Origin of the sequence: Oceanicola granulosus HTCC2516 (genome assembly GCF_000153305.1) — a bacterium.
In the GTDB taxonomy this organism is placed as follows: Bacteria; Pseudomonadota; Alphaproteobacteria; order Rhodobacterales; family Rhodobacteraceae; genus Oceanicola; species Oceanicola granulosus.
This window is the reverse complement of record NZ_CH724108.1, coordinates 384,968-409,766: the sequence shown is the minus strand read 5'-3', so window position 1 is coordinate 409,766 and position 24,799 is coordinate 384,968. Positions and strand designations below refer to the sequence as shown.

1 protein-coding gene (only partly in view) is annotated in these 24,799 nt (G+C 71.7%); it reads right to left on the bottom strand.

Annotated features, from left to right (window positions below; translation table 11 throughout):
- On the bottom strand, positions 1 to 24,799 hold the 5' portion of the coding sequence (locus tag OG2516_RS20020; RefSeq protein ID WP_007256407.1) for a putative Ig domain-containing protein. Its footprint begins 13,811 nt before the window's first position; the window shows 24,799 of its 38,610 coding nt (coding positions 1–24,799); its start codon is at positions 24,797 to 24,799; the stop codon falls past the left edge of the window.

Below are 24,799 nucleotides of genomic sequence, written 5' to 3'. Positions count from 1 at the left end.
CCTCGCGGCCGGTCTGCGCGGCCTGCACGACCATGTCGGTCTCGAACCCGGCCGACCAGAGCCCGAAGGCCCCGCCGGGCGCGAGGTTGTCGTAGCGCCGGGTCAGCGCGAACTCGACGCCGCCGAGCGTCACGGTCACGTCGGTCTCGGCCTCGACGTGGCGGAGGGTCTTGGAGGGTCCGTTGATCTCGATGTCCACCGTTTCGCGGACGTTGCGCCCGCCGATGTCGGTGGCGATGACGCGCAGCGCGTAGAGGCCGTTCTGCAGCAGGCGGGTGTCGAGCTCGCCGAGCGTGCCCGAGGTCGCGCTCTCCCCCTCGCCCAGCACGCCGAGCACGGTCTGGCGGTCGGCGGCGAGCAGCTCGAGGCGCCAGCTGTCGAGGTTGCTGTCGGAGATCACCCCTTCGATCCCGCGCACGCCGCTCAGCGCGCCGAGGCCGAGCAGCGGGTCGAGCAGCACCACGGGCGCGCTGCGGTCGGCCGGGTCGCGCACCTTGAGCGGCAGCTCCGCCTCGCCCGTCACCCCGTCGGCGTCGAGCGCCACGGCGCGCAGGGCCATCTTGCCCGGATCGTCGGGCGTGATCGTCGCCCGCCCCCGCGCGTCGAGCGTCACCTCCGCGCCGTCGACGTAGAGCGCGACGCTGTCGATGTCGGCGAGGCTGTCGGCGACGACCTGCACCAGCACCGGCTGACCGGGCACCGCCGGGAAGCTCGGCGTCAGCTCGATGCGCACGCTCGGCGGCTGCGGCTCGAGCGAGGCGCGCATGACGATGGTCTGCCGGTCGGTGGTCTTGCCGTCGGAGGCGATGAAGGTGACGTAGTGATCTCCCTCCTGCCCCGGCCCCGGCGTCCAGGTGACGAGGCCCGTCGCGGCATCGACCGTCGCGCCGGGCGGCAGGTTGACCGCCTCGAAGCTCAGCGCGTCGCCGTCGGGATCGGACGCGGCGATTTGGAAGCTCTTCTCCTGCCCGATGAGGAAGGTCCGGTCGGACACCTCCAGCTCGGGGGCGCGGTTGACGTCGGCGATGTCGACGATGACCTCGATGATGTCCTGCAGGCCTTGCGGATCCTGCGCCGCGAAGCGCAGCACGTACTGGCCGGACTGGTCGTATTGCGGGATCCACGCGAATTCGCCGCGCTCCGTCGAGAAGGCCGCGCCCTCGGGCAGCGCCGAGAGCACCGAGAGCACCACCGGGTCGCCGTCCGGATCGGCGACGGCGAGGGTGAAGCGCAGCTCGGCCCGGTCGCGGCCGAGCTGGGTGATCATCGGCACGAAGACCGGCGCGCGGTTGACCTGGCCGACCTCGATCTCCACCGCCTCGCTCGACGTCGCCTGCCCGTCGCTGGCCGAAATCGTGACCACGTAGCTCCCCGCCTGCGCCGCCGTCGGCCGCCATGACAGGGTGCCGGTGCGGCGGTCGAAGGCCGCGCCGGTGGGCAGGCCCTCGGCGCGGAAGGTGAGCGGGTCGCCGTCGGCGTCGGTGGCGGCGAAGGTGTGGCTGAAGGCCTCGTCCTCCGTCGCCTCGAGCGTGCCGAGCGGCGCGAGCACCGGCGCGGTGTTGGCCGCGCGCACCGCGACCGTGAACTCGATCTGGCTCGTCGCCGGTGCCGTCACCCCGTCGTTGCCGGTGTCGGTGACGCTGATCTGCGCGGTGTAGCTTCCGATGTCGGCCGCCGTCGGCGTCCAGCGCAGCAGGGCCCGGCCGTAGATCAGCGGATCGGCGGTCAGCGTCGCGCCCGCGCCGAGGCCCGCGACGGGGCCGAAGGTCAGGTCGTCCTGGTCGAGATCGCCCACGTCGATGGCCACCTCCAGCGGGTCGCCCACCATCGCCACGACCGGCCCCTGGTAGAGGAAGGCCGGCGGCTCGTTGTCGCTCTCGACCTTGACCACGAAGGTGCGCGCATCCCCCCGCACCTGCCCCTCGTCGCCGCCGTCGTCGAAGGCGACCAGCGTCACCGCGTGCTCGCCCCGGTCGCCGACGCCGGGCGCGAGGCGGATGGTGCCGGTGCCGTCGCCGTTGTCGGTGAAGCCGATGAAGGCCGGTAGCGGCAGGCCCGGCTGCTCGTTGATGAGCTGCAGCGTCACCGGGTCGCCGTCGGGGTCGGTGGTGGCGACGGCGATCTCGCGCACCTCGTCGCGCGCCAGCGTGACGTTGCCGTACTCCGCGAGCCGCGGGCCGAGATTGAGGTCGAGCACCTCGAGGACCATCTCCGTCTCGGCGCTGAGCGGCACGCCGGTCTCGGCGCCGTCGTCGGTGGCGCGGAAGCGGAAGCTGTAGCTCCCCGCCTGCCCCGCACCCGGGATCCAGGTCAGCGCCCACGTCTCGGCGTCCCACTCCGCGCCCTCGGGCAGTTCGGAGAGCAGCTCGATCTCGACGGTCTTCGGCACGTCCGTCGCCTGCTCCACGGTGCCGTCGCCGAGCCGCACGCCCGGCTCGAAGAGCGGGTTGTCGGGGTCGCTGGCGAAGGGGCGGATGGCGAAGCGCTGGCCCTCGTAGACGCGGAAGCCGTCGAGTTGGTCGAAGACCGGCGCGCCGTTGCCGGCGGCGACGGTGATTTCCATCGCCTCGAGCGCCACCCCCTCCCCGTCCGACAGAGCGAACAGGATCTCGTAGGTGCCCTCCTGCGTATAGCCCGGCGTCCACTCGAACTCGCCGGTCAGCGCGTTGAGCGTCGCACCGAAGGGCAGCGTCGCGTTGAAGGTGCCGAAGGTCAGCGGCGTGCCGGGGTCGGCCTCGGCCAGCAGGTTGAAGCGGATGCGGTCGCCCTCGGTGGCGTTCAGCGTGCGGAACGGCAGGCCGAGCCGGATCGGCCGCGCCGCCTCGGCGACGCGGATTTCGATGGCAGCGGCGCTCTCGCGGCTGCCGTCGCTGGCGCGCAGGGTGACGGTGTAGGTGCCGGCCGACTCGTAGTCGGGCACCCACGAGAAGCGCCGCAGCGCCGGGTCGTAGACGGCGCCGGGCGGCAGGTCGTCGAGCCAGGTCACCACGTCGTCGGCGTCCGGGTCGCTCACCAGCACGTCGAACTCGACGAGCTCGCCCTCGCGAAGCTCGAGGCTGTCGGGCAGCGCGGCGAAGACGGGCGCGGCGTTGCCGCCCTCGACGCGCAGCACGAAGCGCTGCAGCGCCGCTGCGCCGCGGCTGTCGAAGGCCTGCACGGTGACCGGCACCGTGTCGGCGACGCCGGCGGGCGGGGTCCAGCTCAGCACGCCGCTCACCGCGTCGATCGACATGCCGGCCGGGGCGGTGAGCAGGTCGTAGAGGATTGGCTGCCCGTCCGGGTCCTCGGCGACCATCGTGGCGATCAGCGGCGTGCCGATCTCGGCGGTCGTCGGCGGCTCGGAGGTGAACTCGGGCGCGGCGTTGGGCGTCGCGGAGGCGATGACGCCGGTGGAGAACTGGATGCGCTGCCGGTCGGGCGTGGCGATGCCCACGGTCAGGCCGGTGGTCGACTCCCCCGCCCCGAGCCGCCCGTCGGCGGGCAGCGCGGCGGACAGGTCGACCAGCCAGACGCCGTCGTCGGTCTGCCCGTCGCTCGCCAGCGGCACGCCGCTGTAGCCGTGGCGGGGATCGAGCGTCAGCAGCGCGGGCAGGACGATGTCGGTGGGCGACGTGTTGGTGAGCTGCACCTCGTAGGAGACCGTGCCCGTGGCGCGGTCGAAGCGGGTGCGGGTGAAGGAGACCTCGATGGAGGTGGACAGGTCTTCCAGCCCGGTGAAGGCGGTGACGTGGTCGGTCCCCATCCGGATGCCGTGGATCGAGGCGACGGAGCCCGCGACGGTGAGCGTGTAGTCGCCGCCCTGCAGGTTGCCCACCCGCAGCAGCACGGTGCGCGTCGTCGGATCGTAGAGCACCGTCTCGGGCACCACGAGCGTGCCGTCGGCGCGCTCGAGCGTGTAGTTCGCCGCGTTGCGCACCGAGGCGGCGGAGCTGGCGTCGCCGGCGAACATGTCCTGGTCGAAGCGCACCGTCAGCACCGGGTGCGGCAGCGGAATGCGGCTGCCGGGGGCGGGATTGGTGGCGATGATCGCGGGCGCATAGGCGGGAGCGATCATGTCGACCTGGCTCGACTGGCTGACCAGCACCCGGCCGTCGGAGAGCGTCAGCACCTCGTCGCCCCGGCTGCCGCCGCGCGCGATGTCGATGCGCCGCAGCGTGGCCTGGTCGACCATCGTCAGCGCCGCCCCCTCCGCCACTTCGCCGGTGTCGGAGACGGCACCGCTGTTGTGGCTGATGAAGATCAGGTCCTCGAGGTCGGTCCCGTCCTTGCCGAAGGCGAGGCTGTCGACGGGCGCGGCAAACTCCAGCATCAGCTCGCCGCGCATCCGGTCGGTGAATCGGATCACCTGCCCCCGGTCCGGCCAGGTGGCGGCCCAGAGGTCGCCGTAATTGTCGAAGGCGAGCGAGGAGACGCGCAGGTTCTCGTCGCGGCTCCATTGAGTGAAGCTGCCGGTCTCCGGGTCGAACACCAGGACGCCGCTGTTGGCGCCCACGTAGATCAGCCCCGTCGCCGCCTCGATGGCGAGGCCCATCGTGATGCCCTCGCCGAAGCTGTCGCGGATCGCGCCCGTCGTCGGGTCGAGCTGCACCAGCGCGCCGCCGCCCGTGGTGGCCCAGATGCGGCCCTGCGCGTCTTCCTCGAGGTTGAAGACCGGCACGTCGAGCGCCGTGAGCTGCGTCTGCGCCGAGGCCGCGCCGCCGTTGGCGTCGAAGACGAAGATCGCGCCCCGGTTGGCCCCGCCCGAGACCCAGATGTCGCCGTCGGCGCGCTCCATCAGCGCCATCGGGGCGATGCCGCCGTTCGACGCGCCGACGCCGGTGACGAAGGACTGGCCGATGAACGGGCTGAGCACGGAGGTGAACTCGGGCAGCGCGGTGAGCGGGTCGGCCGACGGCACCAGCGCCTCGGCCATCTCGAAGAGCGGGTTCTCCGAGGGCGTGTCGATCTCTGGCGGCGGCTCGCCGAAGTTGGGCGGTGTGCTCGAGGTGACGCTCGCGGGCGCGCCGAGGTTGACCGCGTCGCCGTCGCCCGTGACCGCGCCGCCGTCCGCCGGGGCCTCGACGTTGCCCGCGACGTCCGTGGCGAGGGCGAGGAACTCGTAGCTCCTGCCCGCCTCGCCCTCGAAGACCAGCGTGCCGCCCGCCTCGGTCAGCCGGCGCTGCCAGATCCGGAAGTCGCCGCCGTCCGTCGCGACGTAGAGCGTGACGTGCTTGACGCCCGAGCCGCCGAGATCGTCGCGCGCCTCCCAGGTCAGCTCGTAATTGTCGGTGCCCTCCACGCGGGACACCGCGAGATCGGTGTCGGGGGCGGCGCCGTCGACGACCTGCTCGAGCTCCTGCGTCTGCTCGGGCGCGGCGGTGTCGAACAGCACCCGCGCCTCGGCGCTGATCCGGGTGCCGGTGGCGACGTCCTCGCGCGGGCGCACCGTGTAGGAGACGAAGCCCGCGCCGCGCCCGAGGTCGGTGTTGGGCGGCAGCAGCCCCTCGGTCGTGCTCTGGAGCTGCTCGCCGGTGAGCGGGTCGATCGCCTGCAGCACCCAGCGCACCGAGGCCGGGTCCTGGTAGAGGTCGACCCCGGCGCTGACCCGCAGCAGGAAGCCGGCGGTGTCGGTGAAGTCGATCTCGTCCTGGTAGAACCAGCGCCCCTCGGGGACGTCGATGCTGATGTCGCCGATCTTGATGTCGCCGAGCTCGAACGAGCGCGGGTCGAGGTCGGGATCGAGCTGGGTGACGATCTCGATGCGGTTGGCCCAGGTCTGGCTCTCGCCGTCGTTCTCGAAGCGCACCGTGTAGGGCAGGTCCGCCGTCGCCGGCAGCCAGCCGGCGGTGTCGAAGGTCTGCGGCCCGGCGATGGAGGCGAGGCGCTGGCTGTTGGCGGGGCTGGCGAAGTAGCTCGAGAAGTCGAGCGTCTCGAAGCCCTCGCCGTCGACCGGCCCGACCGAGTTCTGGAAGTCCGCCGGCAGCGCCGCGCCGCGTTTGTCGAACGGCACCCACGGGTGGTAGAGCCGCACCGCCTGGAAGTGGGTCTCGTTGCCGAGGCCGAGGTCGTAATCCTCGAACACCGGCAGCTCGGGAATCGGGACCTCGCCGGCGTAGCAGTCGCTCTCGCGCGGGTCCCAGTACTCGATGTCGGCCATCAGCGTCGCGTCGTGACCGTAGAGCGCGCGCAGCTCCTCGAAGAAGCCGAGCACGTCGGCGTCGGAGCGGATCTCCGCCCCCGCCGGGCCGAACAGGACGCCGGAGGCCAGCACCGCCATCAGCGAGACGATCTCCTGGCGCTCCCGGATCGGCGGGATGTCGTCCTCGTCGCGCAGCAGCCCGGCCTGCTCGAGGCCGGCGAGGTAGAGGTCGACCCAGACCTGCGGATCGCCGGTCAGCGCCACCAGCGCGGGCGGCGGAGTCTCGCTGGCGAGGATCGCGTCGCGCAACTCCAGCGCCTCGCGGGTCTGGAAGGCGACGAACTCGGCGCGCGACATCGACGTGGCGGCCGCGAAGACGTGGCTGCGGAACGGGATGAACGGGATCTCGCAGTCGCCCGGCTTGGCGGAGTTCTTGTTGTAGAGCTCCTCGAACGGAAACTCCGCGAGCGCCGCGCCGAGGCCGGGGGAGATCTCGCTCGCCTTCTCGACGACCGCATCGAACCACTCGCCGACCGCCCCCTCGCCGCCTTCCTCGAGGATGTCGTCGAGGTCGGGCAGCACCCGCGCCATCCGGGTGCGGAATTCCTCGAACGCCTGCGCGTTGAGCTCGGCGAGGCCGGGGTAGATCTCGACGTTGAAGCTGAAGCCCGCGAAGCCGTCGGCGGGCACGTCGTAGGCGAAGCCCCTGGTGGTCAGCTGGCCGTCGCGGTTGACGATGCTCTCGAGCCCGGCCCAGAAGATGTCCTCGTTGGGCGTGCCGGCGGCGCCGTCGGGGGTGCCGCGCACGTTGGTGTAGAAGTTCAGGAACGGCAGGCCGTAGACGTAGGGGTTGAGGTGCAGTTCGGGCACGCCGACCTCGAAGTAGGTGTAGGGCGCGTCGAGGTTCTGCTGGTTCTCGAGCGCCACCGAGAAGGTCTCGGTCTCGCCCGGCAGCACGATCCGGTTGCCGCCGATGCCGATGGTGACGTCGCCCTCGACCGCACGCTCGACGAGGAAGCGGTAGGGCAGGATCGCCGCCTCGCCGCTCGGGTTGGTCACGACGAGGTCGTAGAGCCCGCGCGGCGCGCCGGTGAAGTCGAAGGTGGCGATGATCTCGGTCGAGTCGACCACCCGCCAGTCGACCGGCGCGAACTCGGCGATGCCCGGCCGCACCAGCTTGACCGTGGCGCCGTCGGCGAACTGCGCGCCCGAGATCGTCGTGGTGACGAAGCTGCTGTCGCCGCCCCGGTCGGTGGCCACGTCGATCACCGCGAGCGGCAGCAGCTCGGCGAGGATCGTGATGTCGGTGCCCTCGGCGGGGCCGGAGAAGTTACGCACCGAGATGTAGTAGGTGCCGGGCTCGGTGGAGGGGACGAAGGCGACGAGGTCCGACTCCAGCGGCCCCTCGTAGGTGGCGTCGAAGTTGTTGGGGCTGGGCAGCGCGTCGTGGCGGATGAAGATTTCGTTCGACGCGGTGGGATCGGACGACAGCACCGTCACCCGCATCGTCTCGTCGGGCGGCACGGTGATGCGGTAGAGCCGCTCGCCGCCGGGGCCGAGCCGCACCGTGGTGGGGGTGTTGAACACCAGCTCCGGCACCGTCACGTCGAGCGCGTCGGCGGAGGCGGTGGTGTTGTTGGCCTCGCCCGTGGCCTCGTGCACCTGGTTGAAGATGTCGGTGCGCACGATCACCCGGTAGCCGCCGGGCGTCGCCGCCGGCATCGTGGTGGTGAGCTCGAGCGAGTAGCTCTCGCCCGGATCGAGCGTGCCCGCGAAGCTCTGCCGGCCGATCGGGCGGTCGGTGATGTCCCAGCCGCCGTCGGCGGAGAGGAACACGCTGTCCGACCAGCGCCCCGCCGCGACCACGTCGGCCGAGTTGTTGGTGACGGTCCAGCGGATCGTGACCTCGTCGCCGGCATTGGCGTTGGCGGGCAGCTCGATCGAGGTGACCTCGAGGTCGGTCGGCGGCGGCAGGTCGATCAGAAGCGGCACCGACGAGGCGCGGGAATTGTCGCTCTCGTTGTCGCCCTCGTAGACCGCGCCCTTCGGGTCGTGGCGCGCCGGGTCGGTGACGACGAAGACGTAGTAGGCCTCGGTCGGCAGGTCGGTCGGCATCGAGAAGGTGCGGGCGATGTCGTAGCTCTCGCCCGCGCCGAGTCCGCCGTCGTGGCGGATCGTGCCGAGGAATCGGTCGGAGCGCAGGTCGAGGTAGGCGTCGCGGCTGAGATAGACCAGGTCGTCCCAGCGGCCCTGCTGGAACGGCACCTCGCCGCCGCTGTTGGTGACGGTGTAGGCCACCTCGAACTGCTGGCCGCGCACCACCCGCTCGGGGGCGGTGAGCGCGGTCACCTGCAGGTTCGGCGGCACGTAGGCGCCGACGGTGACGGCGGCGGCGGTCGAGTTGTTGCCCTCGCCCTGGAATTCGCGCACGCCGCCCCCCGCCCGCCCGGCGATGCCGCGGAAGCGGTCGGAGATGGTCGAGCGCGACAGACCGCTGTCGCCGAAGGAGCTGTCGGCGGTGGCGATGACGTAGAAGTCGCCCTCGATCTCGAACGGGACGGTGACGGTGACGGTGGCCGTGTAGCTGCCGCCCGCCTCGAGCACCCCGGTGCGGGCGTGGGTGGCGACGATCTCCTTGCCGCCGCTCACCGTGCGCATCAGGTAGTCGCCGACGTCGAGCGAGGGATCGAGCGACAGGTAGACCCGGTCGACCCAGTTGTCCTCGCGTGTGGCGCGGTTGCCGACGTTGGTGACCTCGAAGGTGATGTCGACCGTCTCGCCCGCCACCTGGTCGCGCTCGACGTCGAGCACGCTGACCTGGAGGTCGGGCTCGGCGTAGGTCACCGGGAATTCGCTCCGCAGCACCGAGCCCTCGGGCGCCTCGTAGACATTGCGCAGATAGCTCGACGAGCCGTCGGCCCATCCGGAGGTGGTCTGCCAGCCTCGGTCGTTGCCGGCATCGCGGGCGGTGTTGGTGAAGACATAGACGTAGTAGCGCCCCTCGATCCCCGGCGGCAGCGTGCCGGTGACCTCGCGGGTGTAGCTCTCGCCCGCCCCAAGCGGCGTCGCGTTGGAGATGGTGAGCGTCTTCAGCTGCGTCGCGCGCTGGCGGATGAAGGTCGGGTCGGGCGAGATCCAGACCGTGTCGTGCCAGTACTCCGTCCCGTTCCAGACCGGCGCGTCGCCGTTGTTGGTGACGGTGTAGCTGAAGGCCACCTCCTCGCCCGAGAAGCTCTCGGCCGGGGTCTGGATGTCCGTCACCTGTAAATCGGGCGCGAGGCTGCGGATCGTGGTGGCGGCGATGGCGCGGTTGTCGTCGAGGTTCGGGTCGCCGCCCACCTTCACTTCGCCGCGGAGGTAATTGGCGTCCACCCCCGGGTTCAGCCTCATGGTCACGGTGCGGGTGACGCTGCCGCCCACGGCGATGGTCTCGCCGCCGTCGACGATGAAAGACCAGACGTCGCCGCCCGCCCCCTCGCCCGGGAACTCGGCGAGCTCGAAGTTGACACTGTACTTCGTCGCCGGACCGGAGCCGCTGTTGGAGAGCGTGTAGGTGACGCTGAAAGTGTCGTCGTCGTGGCTGCCCGCGGTGGCGGTCGGCGTGACGCTGTCGATGACGAGCTTCAGGTCGGGCACGACGACCGGGGGCGGCTTGCCGATCACCCCGATGCCCGGCTCGCCGAGGATGTCGCCGCCGCCGGCGCGGTAGTTGTTGGAATTGTACTCGCTCGGGTCGTCGGTGTTGTTGTTCACCGCGAGCGGATCCTCGAGCAGGGTCGCGAACGGATCGACCCATGGCGTGATGTAGTAGGTGCCCGAGATCACGCTGTCGGGCAGGCTGACCGTCACCGTCCGGTCGTAGCCTTCGTCCACCCCGAGCGGCCCGTCGGCGTAGCTCAGCGTCTCGAGCAGCACGTCGCCCTGCCCGGCATGGGGGCGGTTCTTGTCGCGGGTGAGCCAGATCTGCTCGGCCCACTGCCCCTTGTCGGTCACCCCCGCGCCGCGGTTGGTGACGGTGTACTTCACCGTCACGTCGTTGCCCTCGAACGATTGGCGGGGCGAGGTGACGCTGTCGACGACGAGGTCGGCGAAGGGGATCGGCTCGACGTAGAGCTCGTGGACGCCGACGTTGTTCTGCTCGTTGGGGAATTCGTTGACCGCGCCGCCGCGGTCGGTCTGCACCAGCAGGTAGACCGTCCCGCGGAAGCGCTTGGGCACCACGAAACCGAACTCCTGGCTGAGGTAGCTCTCGCCCGAGCCGAGCGCCGCCTCGTTGCCGATCGAGCCGATGTGGATGTCGTCGGACGTGATCTTCTGGTCGAGCGACAGGTAGGCGCTGTCGGTCCAGTTCGGGACAGTGGTGGCGACCGGGCCCTGGTTGATGACCGTCCAGCGCAGGGTGCCGCTGGCCCCGGCGGTCAGTTCGTCGGGCGCGATGAAGCTCGACACCTGCAGGTCGGGCCGGGGCAGCAGCGAGACGCTGATCGCGGTGGCGCTCTGGTCCTCGTTGTCGTCCTCGCCAATGTGCTCGTAGACGTCGTCGCCGAAGTCGGTGATGACCACCAGCCGGAAGTGATCGTTGAGCTGCTCGGGCAGCCGGATCTGCTCGCGGCGGCTGTAGCTGGTGTTGGCGTCGAGGGGGCCGGTGTAGGTGTAGCTGCCGATGGCGATGTCGTTGCCGCCGCTCGTCGGGCGCAGCACGAGCCGGTCGGTCCAGTTGCCGTTGGCGGGGCCGGCGCCGATGTTGCGCACGCTCCAGCTGACGTCGATGGCCGAGCCCTCGGGCGCGGTGGCCGGAGCGGTGACGGCGGTGACGACGAGGTTGGGCGCGGGCGAGAGGCTGACGTCGACCGCCTCGGAGACCGCCGAATTGCCCGCTTCGTCGTAGATGAACTCGAACGGCCCGCCCGTCTCGAGGAAGAAGTAGGCCGGCCCCTCCCAGCCCTCGGGGATCCGCACCACCGCGTCGCGCACGTAGCTGCCGCCCGGCGCGAGGAAGCCGAGCCGGCGGAAGCTCTCGAGGTGGATGCGCCCCTGCCCGTCGGCGTTGTCGGCGATGTAGACGTGGTCCGACCACGTCGAGGTGCTGGTCTGGCCGATGCCGCGGTTCTCGATCTCCCAGCTCAGCGCCATCGCCTGCCCAGACAGCGCCGTCGCCGGGACGGTGAAGCCGGTGATCGCGAGGTCGGCGTAGGGGATCGGCATCACGTCGAACGCGCCCTCGGCGACGCGGCGGTTGTTGGCCTCGAGCCCGTTCTCGAAGACGGCCCCGCCCGCGTCCGTGCGCACGTAGAGCGCGAAGCGCCCGGTGAGGCTGGTCGGCAGGTGGAATGTTTCCTCGCGGCTGTAGCTCGCCCCCGCCGCCAGTCCGCCGGCGCGATCGAAGCTCGCCAGCAGCCGGTCTTCCTTGTCGCCGAGCACGCCGTTGCCGTCGATGTAGATCGCGTCGCTCCAGCTGTCGGTGATCCCCGCGCCCGTTCCGGCGTTCTCGACGGTCCAGCCGACGGTGATCTCGGCCGGATCGTCGACGGTCAGCGTCGGCGCGGTGAGCGCGGTGACCTGCAGGTCGGCGTAGGGAGCGAGCGCGACGGTGAGCGCGATGGCGGCGACGTTGTCGTCCTCGGCGCCCGGCTCGAGCACCTGGTGGTCGCCGTCGGCCTGCACCAGCACGTACCAGTCGCCGCTCGCGGAGATCGGCAGCGTCACGCTCAGCGCCCCCGCCTGCGTCGCGCCCGCCCCGAACGGCAGCGCCGGATCCTGCGCCAGGCGGCCGAGCTCGACGTCGTCGCCACTCAGCACCGCGTCGCGGCTCAGCCAGACGACGTCGCTCCAGCCCCGCGCCGCCGCGCCCTCGCCGCGGTTGGCGATGGTCCAGCCGACGTCGATGCTGTCGCCCGACTGCGCGCTGGCGCTGGACAGCGTCAGGCCCTCGGGCTCGAGGTCCGGGTTCTTCAGGCCGCTGGCGGTGCTCTCGGCGGAGTTGTTGTCCTCGCGCCCGCCCTCGTAGATGCGGCCGCGCCGGTCGGTCTCGACGCGGAAGCTGTAGTCGCCGACGCCGAGCTCGGGGATGGTGACGGTGACGGTCCGGGTGTAGCTGTCGCCCACCGCCAGATCGAGCGTCCGGTCCACCTCCGCCAGGATGCGGGTGCTCGGCCCGACGAGGCTGATGCGGTCCTGCCAGGTGGCGAAGGCCGTGGCCTCGCCGTCGTTGCGCACCACGTAGGTGACCTCGACCTGCTGGCCGGGCGACAGCGCGTCCGGTCCGTCGACCGAGACCACCGTCAGGTCGGGCGAGGCCGCCTCGGCGAGGGTCAGGATCGGCGTCGCGGCCCGCATGTTGTTGGCCGCCGCGCCGGCCTCGTAGACCGCGCCGTCGGTGTTCGTCGCCACCACCACGCGCCACTCGCCCGACGCGCCCGGCGGCAGCGTCACCGTCTCCGAGCGCGAGTAGCTGGCGTTGACCGCGAGCCCGCCGGTGCGGGTGAAGCTGGCCAGCTCGATGGCCCCGGCGAGGGTGCCATCGCGCGACAGGAACACGGTGTCGGTCCAGCCGCCTGCCGGCGCGGCGAGCGGGTCGGGGCCGATGTTGGCGACGCGCCACGAGACGGTGATCTGGTCGCCGCCGAAGAAGTCGCCGCCCGGCGCGACAACGGCCTGCACGTCGAGGTCCGAGTACGGCGAGCTCAGCGTCACCCGCGACAGCCCGACGTTGTCGGCGCGGGTGTCGGGCTCCACCACGTCGCCGTCGTCGTCGCTCGAGACCAGCAGGTAGACCTCGCCCTCGATGCCGATCGGCAGGGTGATGTCGGTGGCGACGCTGTACTCCGCCCCGGCCGCGAGCGCCTCGCCGCGGCGCAGCTCGCCGAGCAGCCGGTCGTCGCCGTCGAGGGTGGCGTCGGTGCTCAGGTAAACCCGGTCGACCCAGCCCGACGCCCCGCCCAGCGCCGCCGCGGCGCCAGCGTTGCGCACGGTCCACGAGATGCTCCCGGTCTCGCCGCCGCGCGGCACGGCGGGGGTGCCGGTGATGGTGGCGACGAGGTCGGCGTAGGGGCGGCTGACGGAGGTGACTTCGGTGCTGCGGGCGTTGTTGCCCTCGGCCTCGCCGATGGTGAGCCCGGCGCGGGCCTCGTTGAGGCTGTCGCGCCCGCTGGTGGAGAAGTCGGTGCGCACCTCGATGCGCAGCGTGCCGACGCCCGCCGCGCCCTCGGGCAGACGCAGCGCCAGCTCCCGCTCCGCCGTCTCCCCGGCTGCGAGCGGCGCGTCGGTGACCACGTGGTCGAGCAGGTGCAGGGTCTTCCCGGTCGTGAGGTTGCGCACGTAGATGCGCTCGTTCCAGTCGGGCGGCGTGGCGGCGTTGCCGTCGTTGCGGGTGGTCCAGCGCAGGGTGAGCAGGCCGCCCGCGGCGGGCTCGGCCTCGGCCACGGCGAGCGCGGCGACGGTGAGATCGGGTGCGGAGACGACGGTGCCGGCGAGGTCGTTGTTGGCCTCGCCCGTGCCCGCGTCGTTGCTCTCGTCGATCTCGCCGCGGTGGTCTACCCGGATGCGGACCTCGAACTGCCCGCGCCCGCCCTCACCCGCGGGCCAGCCGAACGACAGGCTGCGCGCGCGGCTCTCGCCCGCGCCGAGCGGACCTTCGGCGTCGGTGAGGCTCTGGGTGTGGACGATGCGGTTGTCGTTGACGTTGACGAGCTCGAGCCGCTCGCCCCAGCCGCCGTCGGCGACGGCGGTGCCGTTGTTCGTCGTGCTCCAGCCGACGGTGACGGTGGCGCCCGGCCCGTAGCCCGGCGCGGGCGTGAAGGTGATGTCGCCGGCCACGAGATCGACGGACGGCGCGAGCGCGACCTCGATGTCGAGGTCAGCGGCGTTGTTGGCCTCGGCGGTGCCGGTGTCGTTGATCTCGTCGATGGCGTTGGTGACGTCGGCGCGCACGCTGACCGTCAGTTCGCCGACCGCCGCGTTGCCGGCCGGCAGCTGCAGCGACACCGACCGCGCCAGCGTCGCGCCCGGCGCGAGGTTGCCGTGGGCAGCCGGGTCGAACGGCACGACCGCGTCGGCGATGATCGCGCCGGTGTCCTTGCGGCGGATGGTGACGCGGGTGTCGAAGCCGGTCTCCACCGCCAGGTCGCCGGCGTTGCGCAACGTCCATGCCAGGGGCACGCTGCCGCCGCTGAACAGCGCCTCGGCCGTGTCGAGCGCGAGCGCATCGACGGCGAGGTCGGGCGCCGGTTCGTCCTCGAGCCCCAGCCGCACCGGGTCGGTCAGCGGGTTGGCGTAGACGTTGAACTGGTAGGACTGGTCGGCTGGATCGTAGATGCGCCCTTCGATCAGCACCAGGTACCGGCCGCTCTCGGCGAGGGTGATGGTGTCGACGTCGGCGTCGAAGCGCTCGTTGAAGACCTGCCGGCCGAACGGGTTGATGAGCCGCCAGCGGCTGTTGCCGCTGCCCTGCGTGCGGTCGAAGAACAGCCGCTGTCCCTCGGTGCCGTCGAAGGCGTAGATCCGCGTCTCGGTGCCGGGCGCGAGCTGGCCGCTGACCTGGGTGCCGAGCGTCAGCGCCTCGGCGGCGGCGACGTCGTGGACGACGAAGCCGAAGGTGCCGGTCTGGCCGTTGGCGGGGCGGATAGTCAGGCTGTAGTCGCCCGGCGGCAGCCTGTAGAGCGGCGCCAGCCCGCTCTGGGCGCTGTCGCTCTGGTCGAAGCGGCGCGCGGCGACCTGGCCGGCCGGGCCGCGCAGCTCCCACGTCCAGTTCGAGATGCTGCCGCTGTAGGCCTGCAGGTCGACATAGACCTGCGTCTCGTCAGCGACGCTGAAGCGGTAGCTGGTGGACTGGCCCGGATAGTCGATCTGGCCCGACACGGTCTCGCCGAGCGTCAGCGCCAGATCGTCGCTGGCGAGCGGCACGAGGCGGAACTGCTGCGTGCCGTTGGCGGAGGTGTGCTCGGTGTCGGGCTCGATCAGCAGGTAATGCTGGCCCTCGGAGGCCAGCGTCAGCGACGCCATGTCGGAGCGGTTGTAGCTCTCGGCCACGAGGCCGCCGAAGCGGTTGAACACCTTCCAGCGGCCGTAGAGATCGCCGCCGAGGAAATCGAGGTAGAAGCGGTCGCCCGCCGCGCCGGTGAAGCTGTAGAGCGCGGTCTCGTTGCGCGTGGCGACGGTCGCCGTCGTCGTCTCGAGCAGCGTCAGCGGCGTGGCGTCGGCGAGGTCGCGCAGGGTGAAGGCGTAGCTGCCGGTGTGGGCGTCCCGACCCGAGACGACGAGCCGGTAGCTGCCGGCCGCAAGGTCCATCACCGAGTCGCTGCCACGGCTGCCGTCGGCATGGTAGAAGGTGGTGGACCGCACCAGCCCGTTCGGCCCGTAGAGCTCCCAAAGCATGTATGTGTCGTGCGTGCGGCTGTCGAAGTGGACGAGCGCGTCTCCGGCGAAATCGAACGTCAGCACGTGCCGGTCGCGCGGGCCGGCGAGGCTGCCGCTCACGGCGTCGCCGACGGCGATGGCGCTGCTCGTCTCGCTGCCCCTCTCGACGCCGAACACGTACTGCGAGGCGGAGGTGTCGTAGTAGCGGCCTTCCATCAGCACGTGGTAGACGCCCGGCGCAAGATTGACCGCGAGATCCCAATTGTTGTCGCGCGGACTGACGTGCTGCGCGCCGTCGGGGCCGATCAGCCGCCAGTAGGCCGGCGCGCCGCCCGTGCGGTCGGCGCGGAACCACGCCTCGCCGCCGGGCCAGTCGAGGCTGTAGACCTGCAGCCCCGGCCCCTCGTCGAGCGCCTCGGTGACGAGCGTGCCGATCTCCAGCGGCACCGCCCCCGCGAAGTCGCGCCACGCCATGCGGTAGCTCGCGGTGCTCGCGTTGTTGGTGTAGATCGACAGCTCGTAGGTCCCCGGCGTCAGCAGGCGCATCGGGGGCGAAGCGGCGCCGTTGCTGTCGGTCTGGTTGAAGGTCCTGGTCTCGGAGATGCCGGGGCCGATCAGGGTCCAGGTCAGGCTGGAGTTGTTGGTGCGCACGTCCGGGAAGACCAGCACCGGCTCGGTGATCTCGAAGTAATAGCGGTGCGCCGCGTCGCCCTCGGTGAGGTCGCCCGCGAGCATCGCGTTGACGTTCCCCTGCAGCACGGTGGTGGCCGAACTTGTGGCGATGGCGACGTTGTCGACGTAGGCGCCCATGGTCTGCGACGCGGTGCTCGACGCCTCGATGGCGAGGCGGGCGCTGTCGAGGCGATAGCCGCCGAGCCAGGCGTCGGCGAGCAGCGTGTGGGTGGTGCCGTCGACGGTCAGCGTCAGGGTCAGCCGCGCCCCGCCGTCGGCCCGCGCGAGGCCGATGGCGAAGCTGACGGGCGCGCCGATGAGGTCCGCCGCGGTGAGGCCGAAATCGGCCAGCGCGATCTCCCCGGCCTTGCCACCGACGCCCCACGAGACGTGCGGCACCACGCCGTCGCCGCTGGTCTGGACGAGGTCGAGCGACACGCCCAGCACGCCCGACAGCGCCGGCTCGGGCCCGGTAAAGGGCACCTCGCCGCCGGGGCCGTAGCGCGGGACGGGCAGCACCAGCAGCGTCACCGCGTGCCCCGCGCTGCCGGTCGCGGGGCCGGTGAGCAGGATCTCGACGCTCGCGTCGAAGCTCTCGAGCAGGCCGGTGCTGGTGGTCGAGAAGGCGACGGAGCGGGTGGTGCCGGCGTCCAGCGGGTCGAGCAGGCGGAGCCGGTGACTGCCTTCGATCTCGACCACCTGCGCCGCGCCGCCGCCGCTGCTGGCGAGGACGTGGCCGATGTGGCTGCCGGCGGGGTCGAAGGTCTCCACCGTCGCGCCCAGCGCGTCGGGCACCGCCGGCGAGACCAGCCCGAAGCGGATCGGACCGGCGGGCGCGGAATCGTCGAGGCCGCCCTCGATCAGCAGGAAGTGCTCGCCCGCCGCCGGCAGCATGTAGGGCCCGCCATCCGCCATCCGCCGCGCCGCGAGGATTTCGCGTCCGTGCGCGTCGACGACGCGCCAGTAGGTGGCGTTGCCGGGGGCGTCGGTGACGTCCAGGCTGAAGCGCTGGTGTGCCGTCGCGTTCAGCCGGTAGACCAGCGTGCCCCGGCCCGCCGAGGGCATCGCGACGATCTCCTCGTCGTTGAAGGCCAGGTCTTCGGCGGCGGCGGCGAGGTCGAGCAGGCGGAAGGTGAAGTCGCCGCTCAGATCGTCGCTGGCGTAGATGGTGAGCGTGTAGCTGCCGGGCCCGGCGCGGTGGACGTTGTCGGGGCTGCGCCGGTCGATGGCGTCGGTCAGATCGAAGCGGCGCCCCGAGACCAGCGTCCCGTCGGGCCCGGCGAGCGTCCAGTAGAGGGTGGTGCGGTTCTCGAAGCTGTCCATCGACAGCAGCCGCGGCTCGGCGAGGTCGAAGCTGAAGACGTGCGACGCGCCCGCGCTGGGCAGGTTGACGGGCGTGACCGCGTTGAGCGCGAGCGGCGTCGGACCTCCGACGGCGTGCGGCACGATGTTGACGCGGTAGCTGCTCTCGCCCGCGCCGCTGTTGCTGCCCTCGACGAGGTAGAGGTACTCGCCGTCGTAGGGCAGCGTGAGCCAGATCCGGTCGCGCAGGGATTCGCGGTGGACGAGCTGGCGGCCGTCCGGCCCGATCAGCCGGTGGTGGATGTCGCCCGCCACGGACAGCAGATCGACGAAGACCATCTGCCCGGCGCTGCCCTGGAAGCGGTGCACGGCGGAAGTGTTGCCCGGCGCCAGCGCGCCCTCGAAGGGCACGCCGGGCGTGATCTCGTCGGCCGCCCCCACGTCGAGGAGGTTGACCGCGAAGGCGCCGGTGGCGCCGCTCTCGCCCTCGAAACGCAGCGTGTAGTCGCCGGCGGGCAGGTCGAGCACGGGCGAGACGTTGTAGGTGCCGTAGTTGCCGTCGCCCGCCCTCAGGTCGCGCAGGAAGACCTGCCCCTGCGGCCCGGTCAGGCGCAGGTTGATGTCGGAGCGCTGGCTGAGCGCGTCGACGTAGACGCGCCGGTCGCTGTCGAGGGTGAAGCTGTAGGTTTGATAGCGGCCGGCACGGTCGATCTCGCCGGTGATGCCCGTCGGGATCATGCTGACCCGTTCCGCCGCGAGCCCGCCCGCCGCGTCGGTCAGGGCGCTGCCGCTGATCCCGGCGGCGTCGAGCGGCAGGTAGAGCGCGAGCCCCGGCTCGTCGCCCGCCAGCGCCGACTGGTAGGTCGCCGCGATCTCGGCGCCGCTGCGCGCGACGGACCAGACCCGCACCTCGTCGATGCGGCCCTCGAACATGCCGTGCTGGTTGTGGGCCTCGGGCGTGTGGCCGATCAGCAGCGGCGCGGTCGACGACACGCCGGGGCTCGTGCTGAGATGGACGTTCTTCGTGACCTCCGCGCCGTCGACGTAGAGGCGCAATTCGCCGCCGCTCCGGTCCCAGACGGCGGCGACGTGTATCCAGCGCCCGGTGCCGATGACCCCACCCGCCGAGGAGGCGGTGTCGTGGCCGCCGGCGGGTCGCGCGCTCGATGCATAGAGCTGGCCGTTGCTCTGGGCCCAGAGGGTGAACTGCCGGTCGTTGTAGTCGCCGCCCTTGTGGAAGATCGGCGTCCAGGTGTCCTGGAACTGGTCGAGGTAGATCCAGCCCTCGAGCGTCACGTTGCCGGTCAGGTCGATCGCCGGCGCGTCCGCCACCTCGATCAGGTCCGGCCCGCGCAGCCGCAGCCCCTCGCCGATCGCGCCCTCGGTCACCGGCGCGAGGCCGCCGGGGTTGGCGCCCTGGTAGGTCATGGCGATCGGGTCGGCGTTGACCTTGTAGATCGAGAACTCGTAGGGCCGCGCGGCGAGGCGGCTGTTGTGACGGTCGCTCTCGAGGATCACCGTGATCCGCCCGTCGACGCCGAGCGCGATGGGGCCGAGGTCGCTGGCGACGACGGGCCCGTAGATCAGGTTGCCCGCCGGTCCCTGGATGCGGATCGTGCCCTCGTGCTGGCTGTTCACGAAGCGCACGAGGTCGAGATAGAGGATATCGTCGGCGGCGACGTCGAGGCTGAAGGCGGCCGCGCCGGTGCCCGGTGCGAGCGAGCCGGCGACGGGGCTGCCGTCGGCGGCGATGGGCGCGGCGGCGTCGAGGTCGAGCAGCTGCAGCCCGTAGCTGCCGAACACCGTGTTGGTGCCGGTGAAGGTCAGCTCGTAGGTGCCCGGCAGCGCGGTGAAGGCGTGATCGCCGCTGTTGGGCGCGTCGCCGGTCTGGTCGAGGTTGTAGGCGATGTCGATCCCGCCGGGGCCGGTGAGCCGCGCCCGCACGTCGCCGGCTTCGCTGTCGCCCCGGTCGGTGAGCGAGTGCCAGTAGAGCCGCGTTTCGGCACCCAGCGTGAAGCGGTAGGTGTGGACCGCGCCGGGCTGGTCGAGCCGCCCGTGGAACACCCCCGCCAGCCCCTCGGTGCGGTCGAGCACCCGCACCACCGCCCCCGCGCTGCCCTGGTCGGCTAGCGTGGCGAGGCCGGGGGCGTCGTCGAGCGGCAGGTGCAGCACCGCCGCCGCCGCGGGCGGCGTGCCGGCGTGGAGCGCGGCCACCGTCGCGGCGTCGAGCGCGCCCCCGTCGAGGCGCAGGTCCGACAGCCCGCCCTCGAAGGCGCTGCCGCCGCTGCTGGCGATCAGCAGGCGCTGGTCGGTCGCCGCGCTCAGGTCGGTGTTGACGTCCTCCGCCGCGAGCACCCCGTTGACGTAGAGCTTCAGCCCCTCCGCCCGGTCGAAGACGGCGGCGAAATGGTTCCACGCCCCGAAGGTGACGCCGTAGCCGTTGATCGCCCGCTGATAGTTCGCGCTGCTGCCGGCCGCGTGGGTCATGTGGAGGTAGCCGGAGCGGTTCACCCACAGCGAGAACTCGCGGCCGTACAGGGCACCCGCGCGTTCCTTGAACACCAGCGGCGCCCATTCCTCGCGCTGGAGGTCGGGGCGGAACCAGCCGGAGACGGTGAACGAGCCGGCGACGGTCAGCGCCGGGTCGTCGACGACGATCTCCTCGAACCCCGTCGTCGCCAGCGCCGCGCCGCCGGCGGGTCCGGTGGTGCGGACGAGGCCGAAGCTCGCGTCGTCGCTGTCGTAGCTGCGCTCGAAGATCGTCTGGGTGACGGGGCGCAGCGCGAAGCGGTAGTCGGTCGCCGGGTGGCCGTCGGTGACGTCGCCCTCGATCAGCAGCGTGTAGGTGCCGCTGCGCTGGAGCGTGTGGACGCCCCCGTCGGTCAGCTGCCGGACGCCGAGTTCCTGCCGCCCGGACGGGTCGATTAGCCGCCAGTGGACGTTGTACCTGTTGCCCGACAGCGCGAGGAGGTCCATCAGGACGCCCTGCCCCGCGACGCCCTCGAAATGGTGGATGGCGGTGGTGTTGCTCGGGTTCAGCTGCCCGCTCACCTCGCTGTCGAGCGCGATCTCGCCCCCAGCGCCCGCATCGCGCAGGAAGAAGGCGAAAGTGCCGACATGCGCCCCGCTGCCGCGCACCACGATCCGGTAGTCGCCCGCGGGCGCGAGGAAGACGGAGTTGCCGCCGTGCTGGGCGCCGTCGGCATAGCGCAGGCGGATGGTGCGGTCGAAGCCGCCGGGGCCGGTGATGTCGACGTAGAGCTCGGTATGGGTGGTGCGGCTGTCGAGGGTGAGCCAGGTGTCGCCGGCGAGGCTCATGGTGAAGCCGTGCCGCTGGCCGGGTCGCGAGATGGTGCCCTCGATCGGCTCGTCGGGCAGCACCGGCACGTCGGCCGGATCCTGTGGGTCGAGCAGCGTGAAGGAAACGACGTTCTCGCCGGAATCCGGCGCGTGCGGGTGGCCCTCGACGAGCAGCAGGTAGCTGCCGGCGATGCCGAGGGTGCGCGGCGCCTGGTTGTCGACCCAGTCGCGGAACACCTCCTGCCCGTAGGGATCGATGAGCCGGAACGACGCGTTCGCGCTCGTCGACTTGCCGACGTCGGCGATCGACAGCACCTGACCCGCCGCCACGTCGAAGCGCACCATCGCCGTCGCGGTCTGCGGCGCCAGCGTCACGCTCGCCGGCACCTCGAGCGCCACCGCCTCGGCCGCGGCCGCGTCGAGCAGGCGGAAGGCGTAGTCGATCAACCCGTAGCCATGGGCCCGCACCGTCGCGGTGTACTCGCCCGGCGGCAGGACCGTCAGCGGCGCGCCGGAATAGCCGTCGCCGTTGGAGAGCTGGAAGGTCCGGGAAAAGCGGTTGGGGCCGGTGAGGGTGAGGTAGCCGTTGTCGTTGTCGAGCGAGTCGAAGACGACCCACGTCTCCTCGGCGACGGTGAAGGTGTAGCTCGCCGAGGAGCGCGGCTTGTCGAGGCTCCCGGCCACCGTCGTGCCGAGCGCCATCGCAACGCGCGTGTGCTCGGGCTGGGTCAGGGCGAAGGTGAGCGCGGTCGCCACCCCGGGGCTGGAATTGCCGCTCCAGTCGCCCTCGAGCAGCAGCCTGTAGGTCCCGTCGAGCGGCAACGTGTCGATCGCCGCCGACTGGGTGCTGCGCCGGTACGCGATCTCGCGGCCGTAGGGGTCGATCAGCCGGTAGGCCGGCGCCCAGCCCGAGGCGCGCGACCTGGTCTGGAACACGAAGCTCTGCCCGGCGCTGCCGTCGAAGCGGAAGACCTTTGTCGCCGTCGAGGGCGTCAGCGTCGTGGTGACGTCCGTGTCGAGCGCGATGGTCTCGGCCACGCCGAGGTCGAGCAGCCGGAAGGCGAAGGTGCCGGTGCGGTCGCCGGCCATGGTGAGGCGCAGGCGGTAGGTCCCGGCGGGCAGGTCGTGGGCCGCGTTGGCGTTGTAGTGATCGGAATAGTAGATCCCCTCGGTCGCCATCGCCCCGTCGGGGCCGTCGATGCGCCAGTAGGTGTGGAAATCCTGGTAGTGCAGCGCGTCCAGGTAGACCGTGGTGGGCGCGTCGAGGGTGAACAGGTAGTCGCGCGCCTCGCCCGCGACGGCGACGCTGCCGTCGACGCGCGCGCCGAGCGCGATGGCGGTGCCGGTCAGCGCCTCGGGCGGCTCGTTGCGCAGCTGGTCGAGCTGGAACGAGTAGCCGTGCTCGCCGGTGGGGCTGAAACTGGCGGCCCCCTCCACCAGCACCAGGTAGCGGCCGGTGGAGTCCAGCCGGATCTCCGCGTCGGTGTGCCAGTAGCGGCTCTCCAGGACCCGCCCGAGCGGGTCGACGATGCGGATGTTGAACTGCGCGTCCGACTTGCTCAGCGTCAGGATGTCTCCGGCGGTGCCGTTGAAGCTGTAGGCGTCGCTCGAGGTGGCCGGAGCGAGGGTGCCGGAGACGCCGGTGCCATAGACGACCGCCGTCGCGGCGGACAGGTCGAACAGGCGGAAGGCGTAGTCGCCGAGCGCGCCGACGCTGCCCTCGACCATCAGCGTGTAGTCGCCCGGCGGCAGCCGCAGGACCGGGTCGCCGATCGGGTTGTACGCGTCGGTGCGGTCGAAGGTCCGGTTGCTCACCTCGACGCCGCGCGGGCCGATCAGCGTCCAGTTCGCCCAGTTCTGCGTCGTCAGCGCATCCATGTAGAGCGTCTGCGGCGCGGTCAGGGTGAAGTCGTAGGCATCGATCTGGCCGACCCGGCTCAGGGTGCCGTCGACGCGCCCGCCGAGGGTGAGCGGCAGGGTCGAGGTGCTCTCGGGAACGAGCGTGAACCCCACCGACCGCGGGCCGGCGTTCCAGGTGCCCTCGAGCAGCAGCGTGTGCGGCCCGTCGTCCGTCAGCACGAGGCTGCGCACGTCGCGCAGCTGCTCGGGCCCGTAGGCGCGTTCGCCGGCGGGGCCGAGCAGGCGGACATAGACGTGGCCGGTGCTGGGCGCGTCGAACACCAGCCGGTCGCCCGCCGCGCCGGTGAAGCGGTAGGCGCGCGTCTCGGTGCCCGCGAGCAGCGTGAGGTCGGCGTCGCGCCCGTTGCCCGAGCGGTCAGTGGCCGTGTCGCCGGTGCTCTCGTCGAAGCCGTAGGCCGCCTCGAGACCGGCGATCGGTCCGGTCAGCACCGACTGGTAATGCGCCGCGATCTCCTCGGCGCTGCGCGCGACGCTCCAGATCCGCGCCTCGTCGATCCGCCCGGCCCACTGGTAGCTGCCGTTGGCGGCCCGGCCGATGTTGATCTGCCGCCCGCTCGGCGCGTAGCCGCCGCTCCAGTCCGACTCGTCGACGAGCGCGCCGTCGAGGTAGAGCTTCAGGCTCGCGCCGTCGTAGGTGGCGGCGACGTGCGTCCAGTCGGCGGTCGGGTCGAGCGTGGCCGACACGCTCGAGGCGCCGCGGGTGTAGCTGTCGACGAAGAAATGCAGCGCGCCGCTGTGGTGGTAGACGCCGAAGCCGTCCTGCCAGCTGGCGCTGGAGGCGTTGAAGACCGAATCCCAGGTGTCGAGCGTCTCGGGCGAGATCCACGCCTCCAGGGTCAGCGTCTGGCTGTCGAAGACCGGGTCGGCCGGCACGACGGCCGCGCTGTGGCCGGAGCGCGTCAGCAGCGCCTGCCCCGGCGCCGTGCCGACGAGCGGCGCCTCCGACGGCACCCGCGCCCGCAGCCCCGTGACCCCGCCGTCGCCGAGCACCGTCTCCACCCGCTCGCCCAGCGTCAGCGCCTGCGCCGCGTCGAGCCGCAGCAGGCGCAGCGCATACTCGTCGCGGTCGTCGGTGTCGGTGTAGACCCGCAGCGTGTAGTCGCCCGCCACGAGGTCGAGCACCGGGTCGGCGTGGTTGGCGTCGGCGTAGCGCAGCTGGCGGGCGGCGAACTCGGTGCCGCGCGGCCCGAACAGCGACACCCGCGCGTTGCCGTTGGTGCGCAGCACGTCGAGCACCAGCGTGGCGTCGGTGGCGAGGGTGAAGGTGTGGTCGTGGCGCTGGCCGGGCTGGTCGAAGTTCTCGAGGACCGTCTCGCCGAGGGTCAGCGGGATCGTCCGGTCCTCGAGCCGCTCGATGCGGAACGAATAGTCCGCGTCCGAGCCGTTATGGCTCTCGCCCTCCAGCAGCAGCGTGTAGCTCCCCGTCTTGGGCATCGCGAGCCGTGTGACGTCCTGCGTCGGCGAGAACGCCCGGGGGCCGAAGACCGCGACGCCGTCCGGATCGTAGAGCGTCCACGACACGGTGCCCTGCGAGCCGAGCGAGTCGAAGAACAGCTCCTGCCCCGCCGTGGCGTCGAAGCGGAAGATGTCGGTCTCGCGCCCACTCTCGGCGAGGGTGCCGGTGATGGTGGCGTCGGTGGCGATGCCGCCGGCGTTGTCGAGGTTGAGCATCCGGAAGCCGTAGGCCCCCGTCGCGTCGCCCTCGCCGTCGATGCGCAGCGTGTAGGTGCCGGCGTCGAGCGCCAGGAGGCCGCCGCCGCTGCTGCCGTCGGCGGCGCTCAGATCGGTGGGCGAGACGAGCTGCCCGGCGGGGCCCTCGAGCGACCACGTGATTCGGCTGTCGTGGGTGAGCGAATCGAAGACGACGAGCCGCTCTTCGGCGAGCTCGAAGGTGAAGAGGTCGGTTTCGCCGGGAAACTCCAGCAGTCCCGCGATCGGCAGGATGTCCGCGGCGAGAAGCACCCGCGGCTCGAACGTGTCGGAATGCAATCCCCGGGAAAGCGCTGTCGTTCCAACCAGCTTAGCGGGCGTTATCGCCCCGCTGGGCCGCAGGCCCCGCAGCCCCTGAACTGCGGTGGAAATGACGTCGACCTTGGCGACAGGGCCGACGGTGAAATCCGTCTCTCGTCCCAT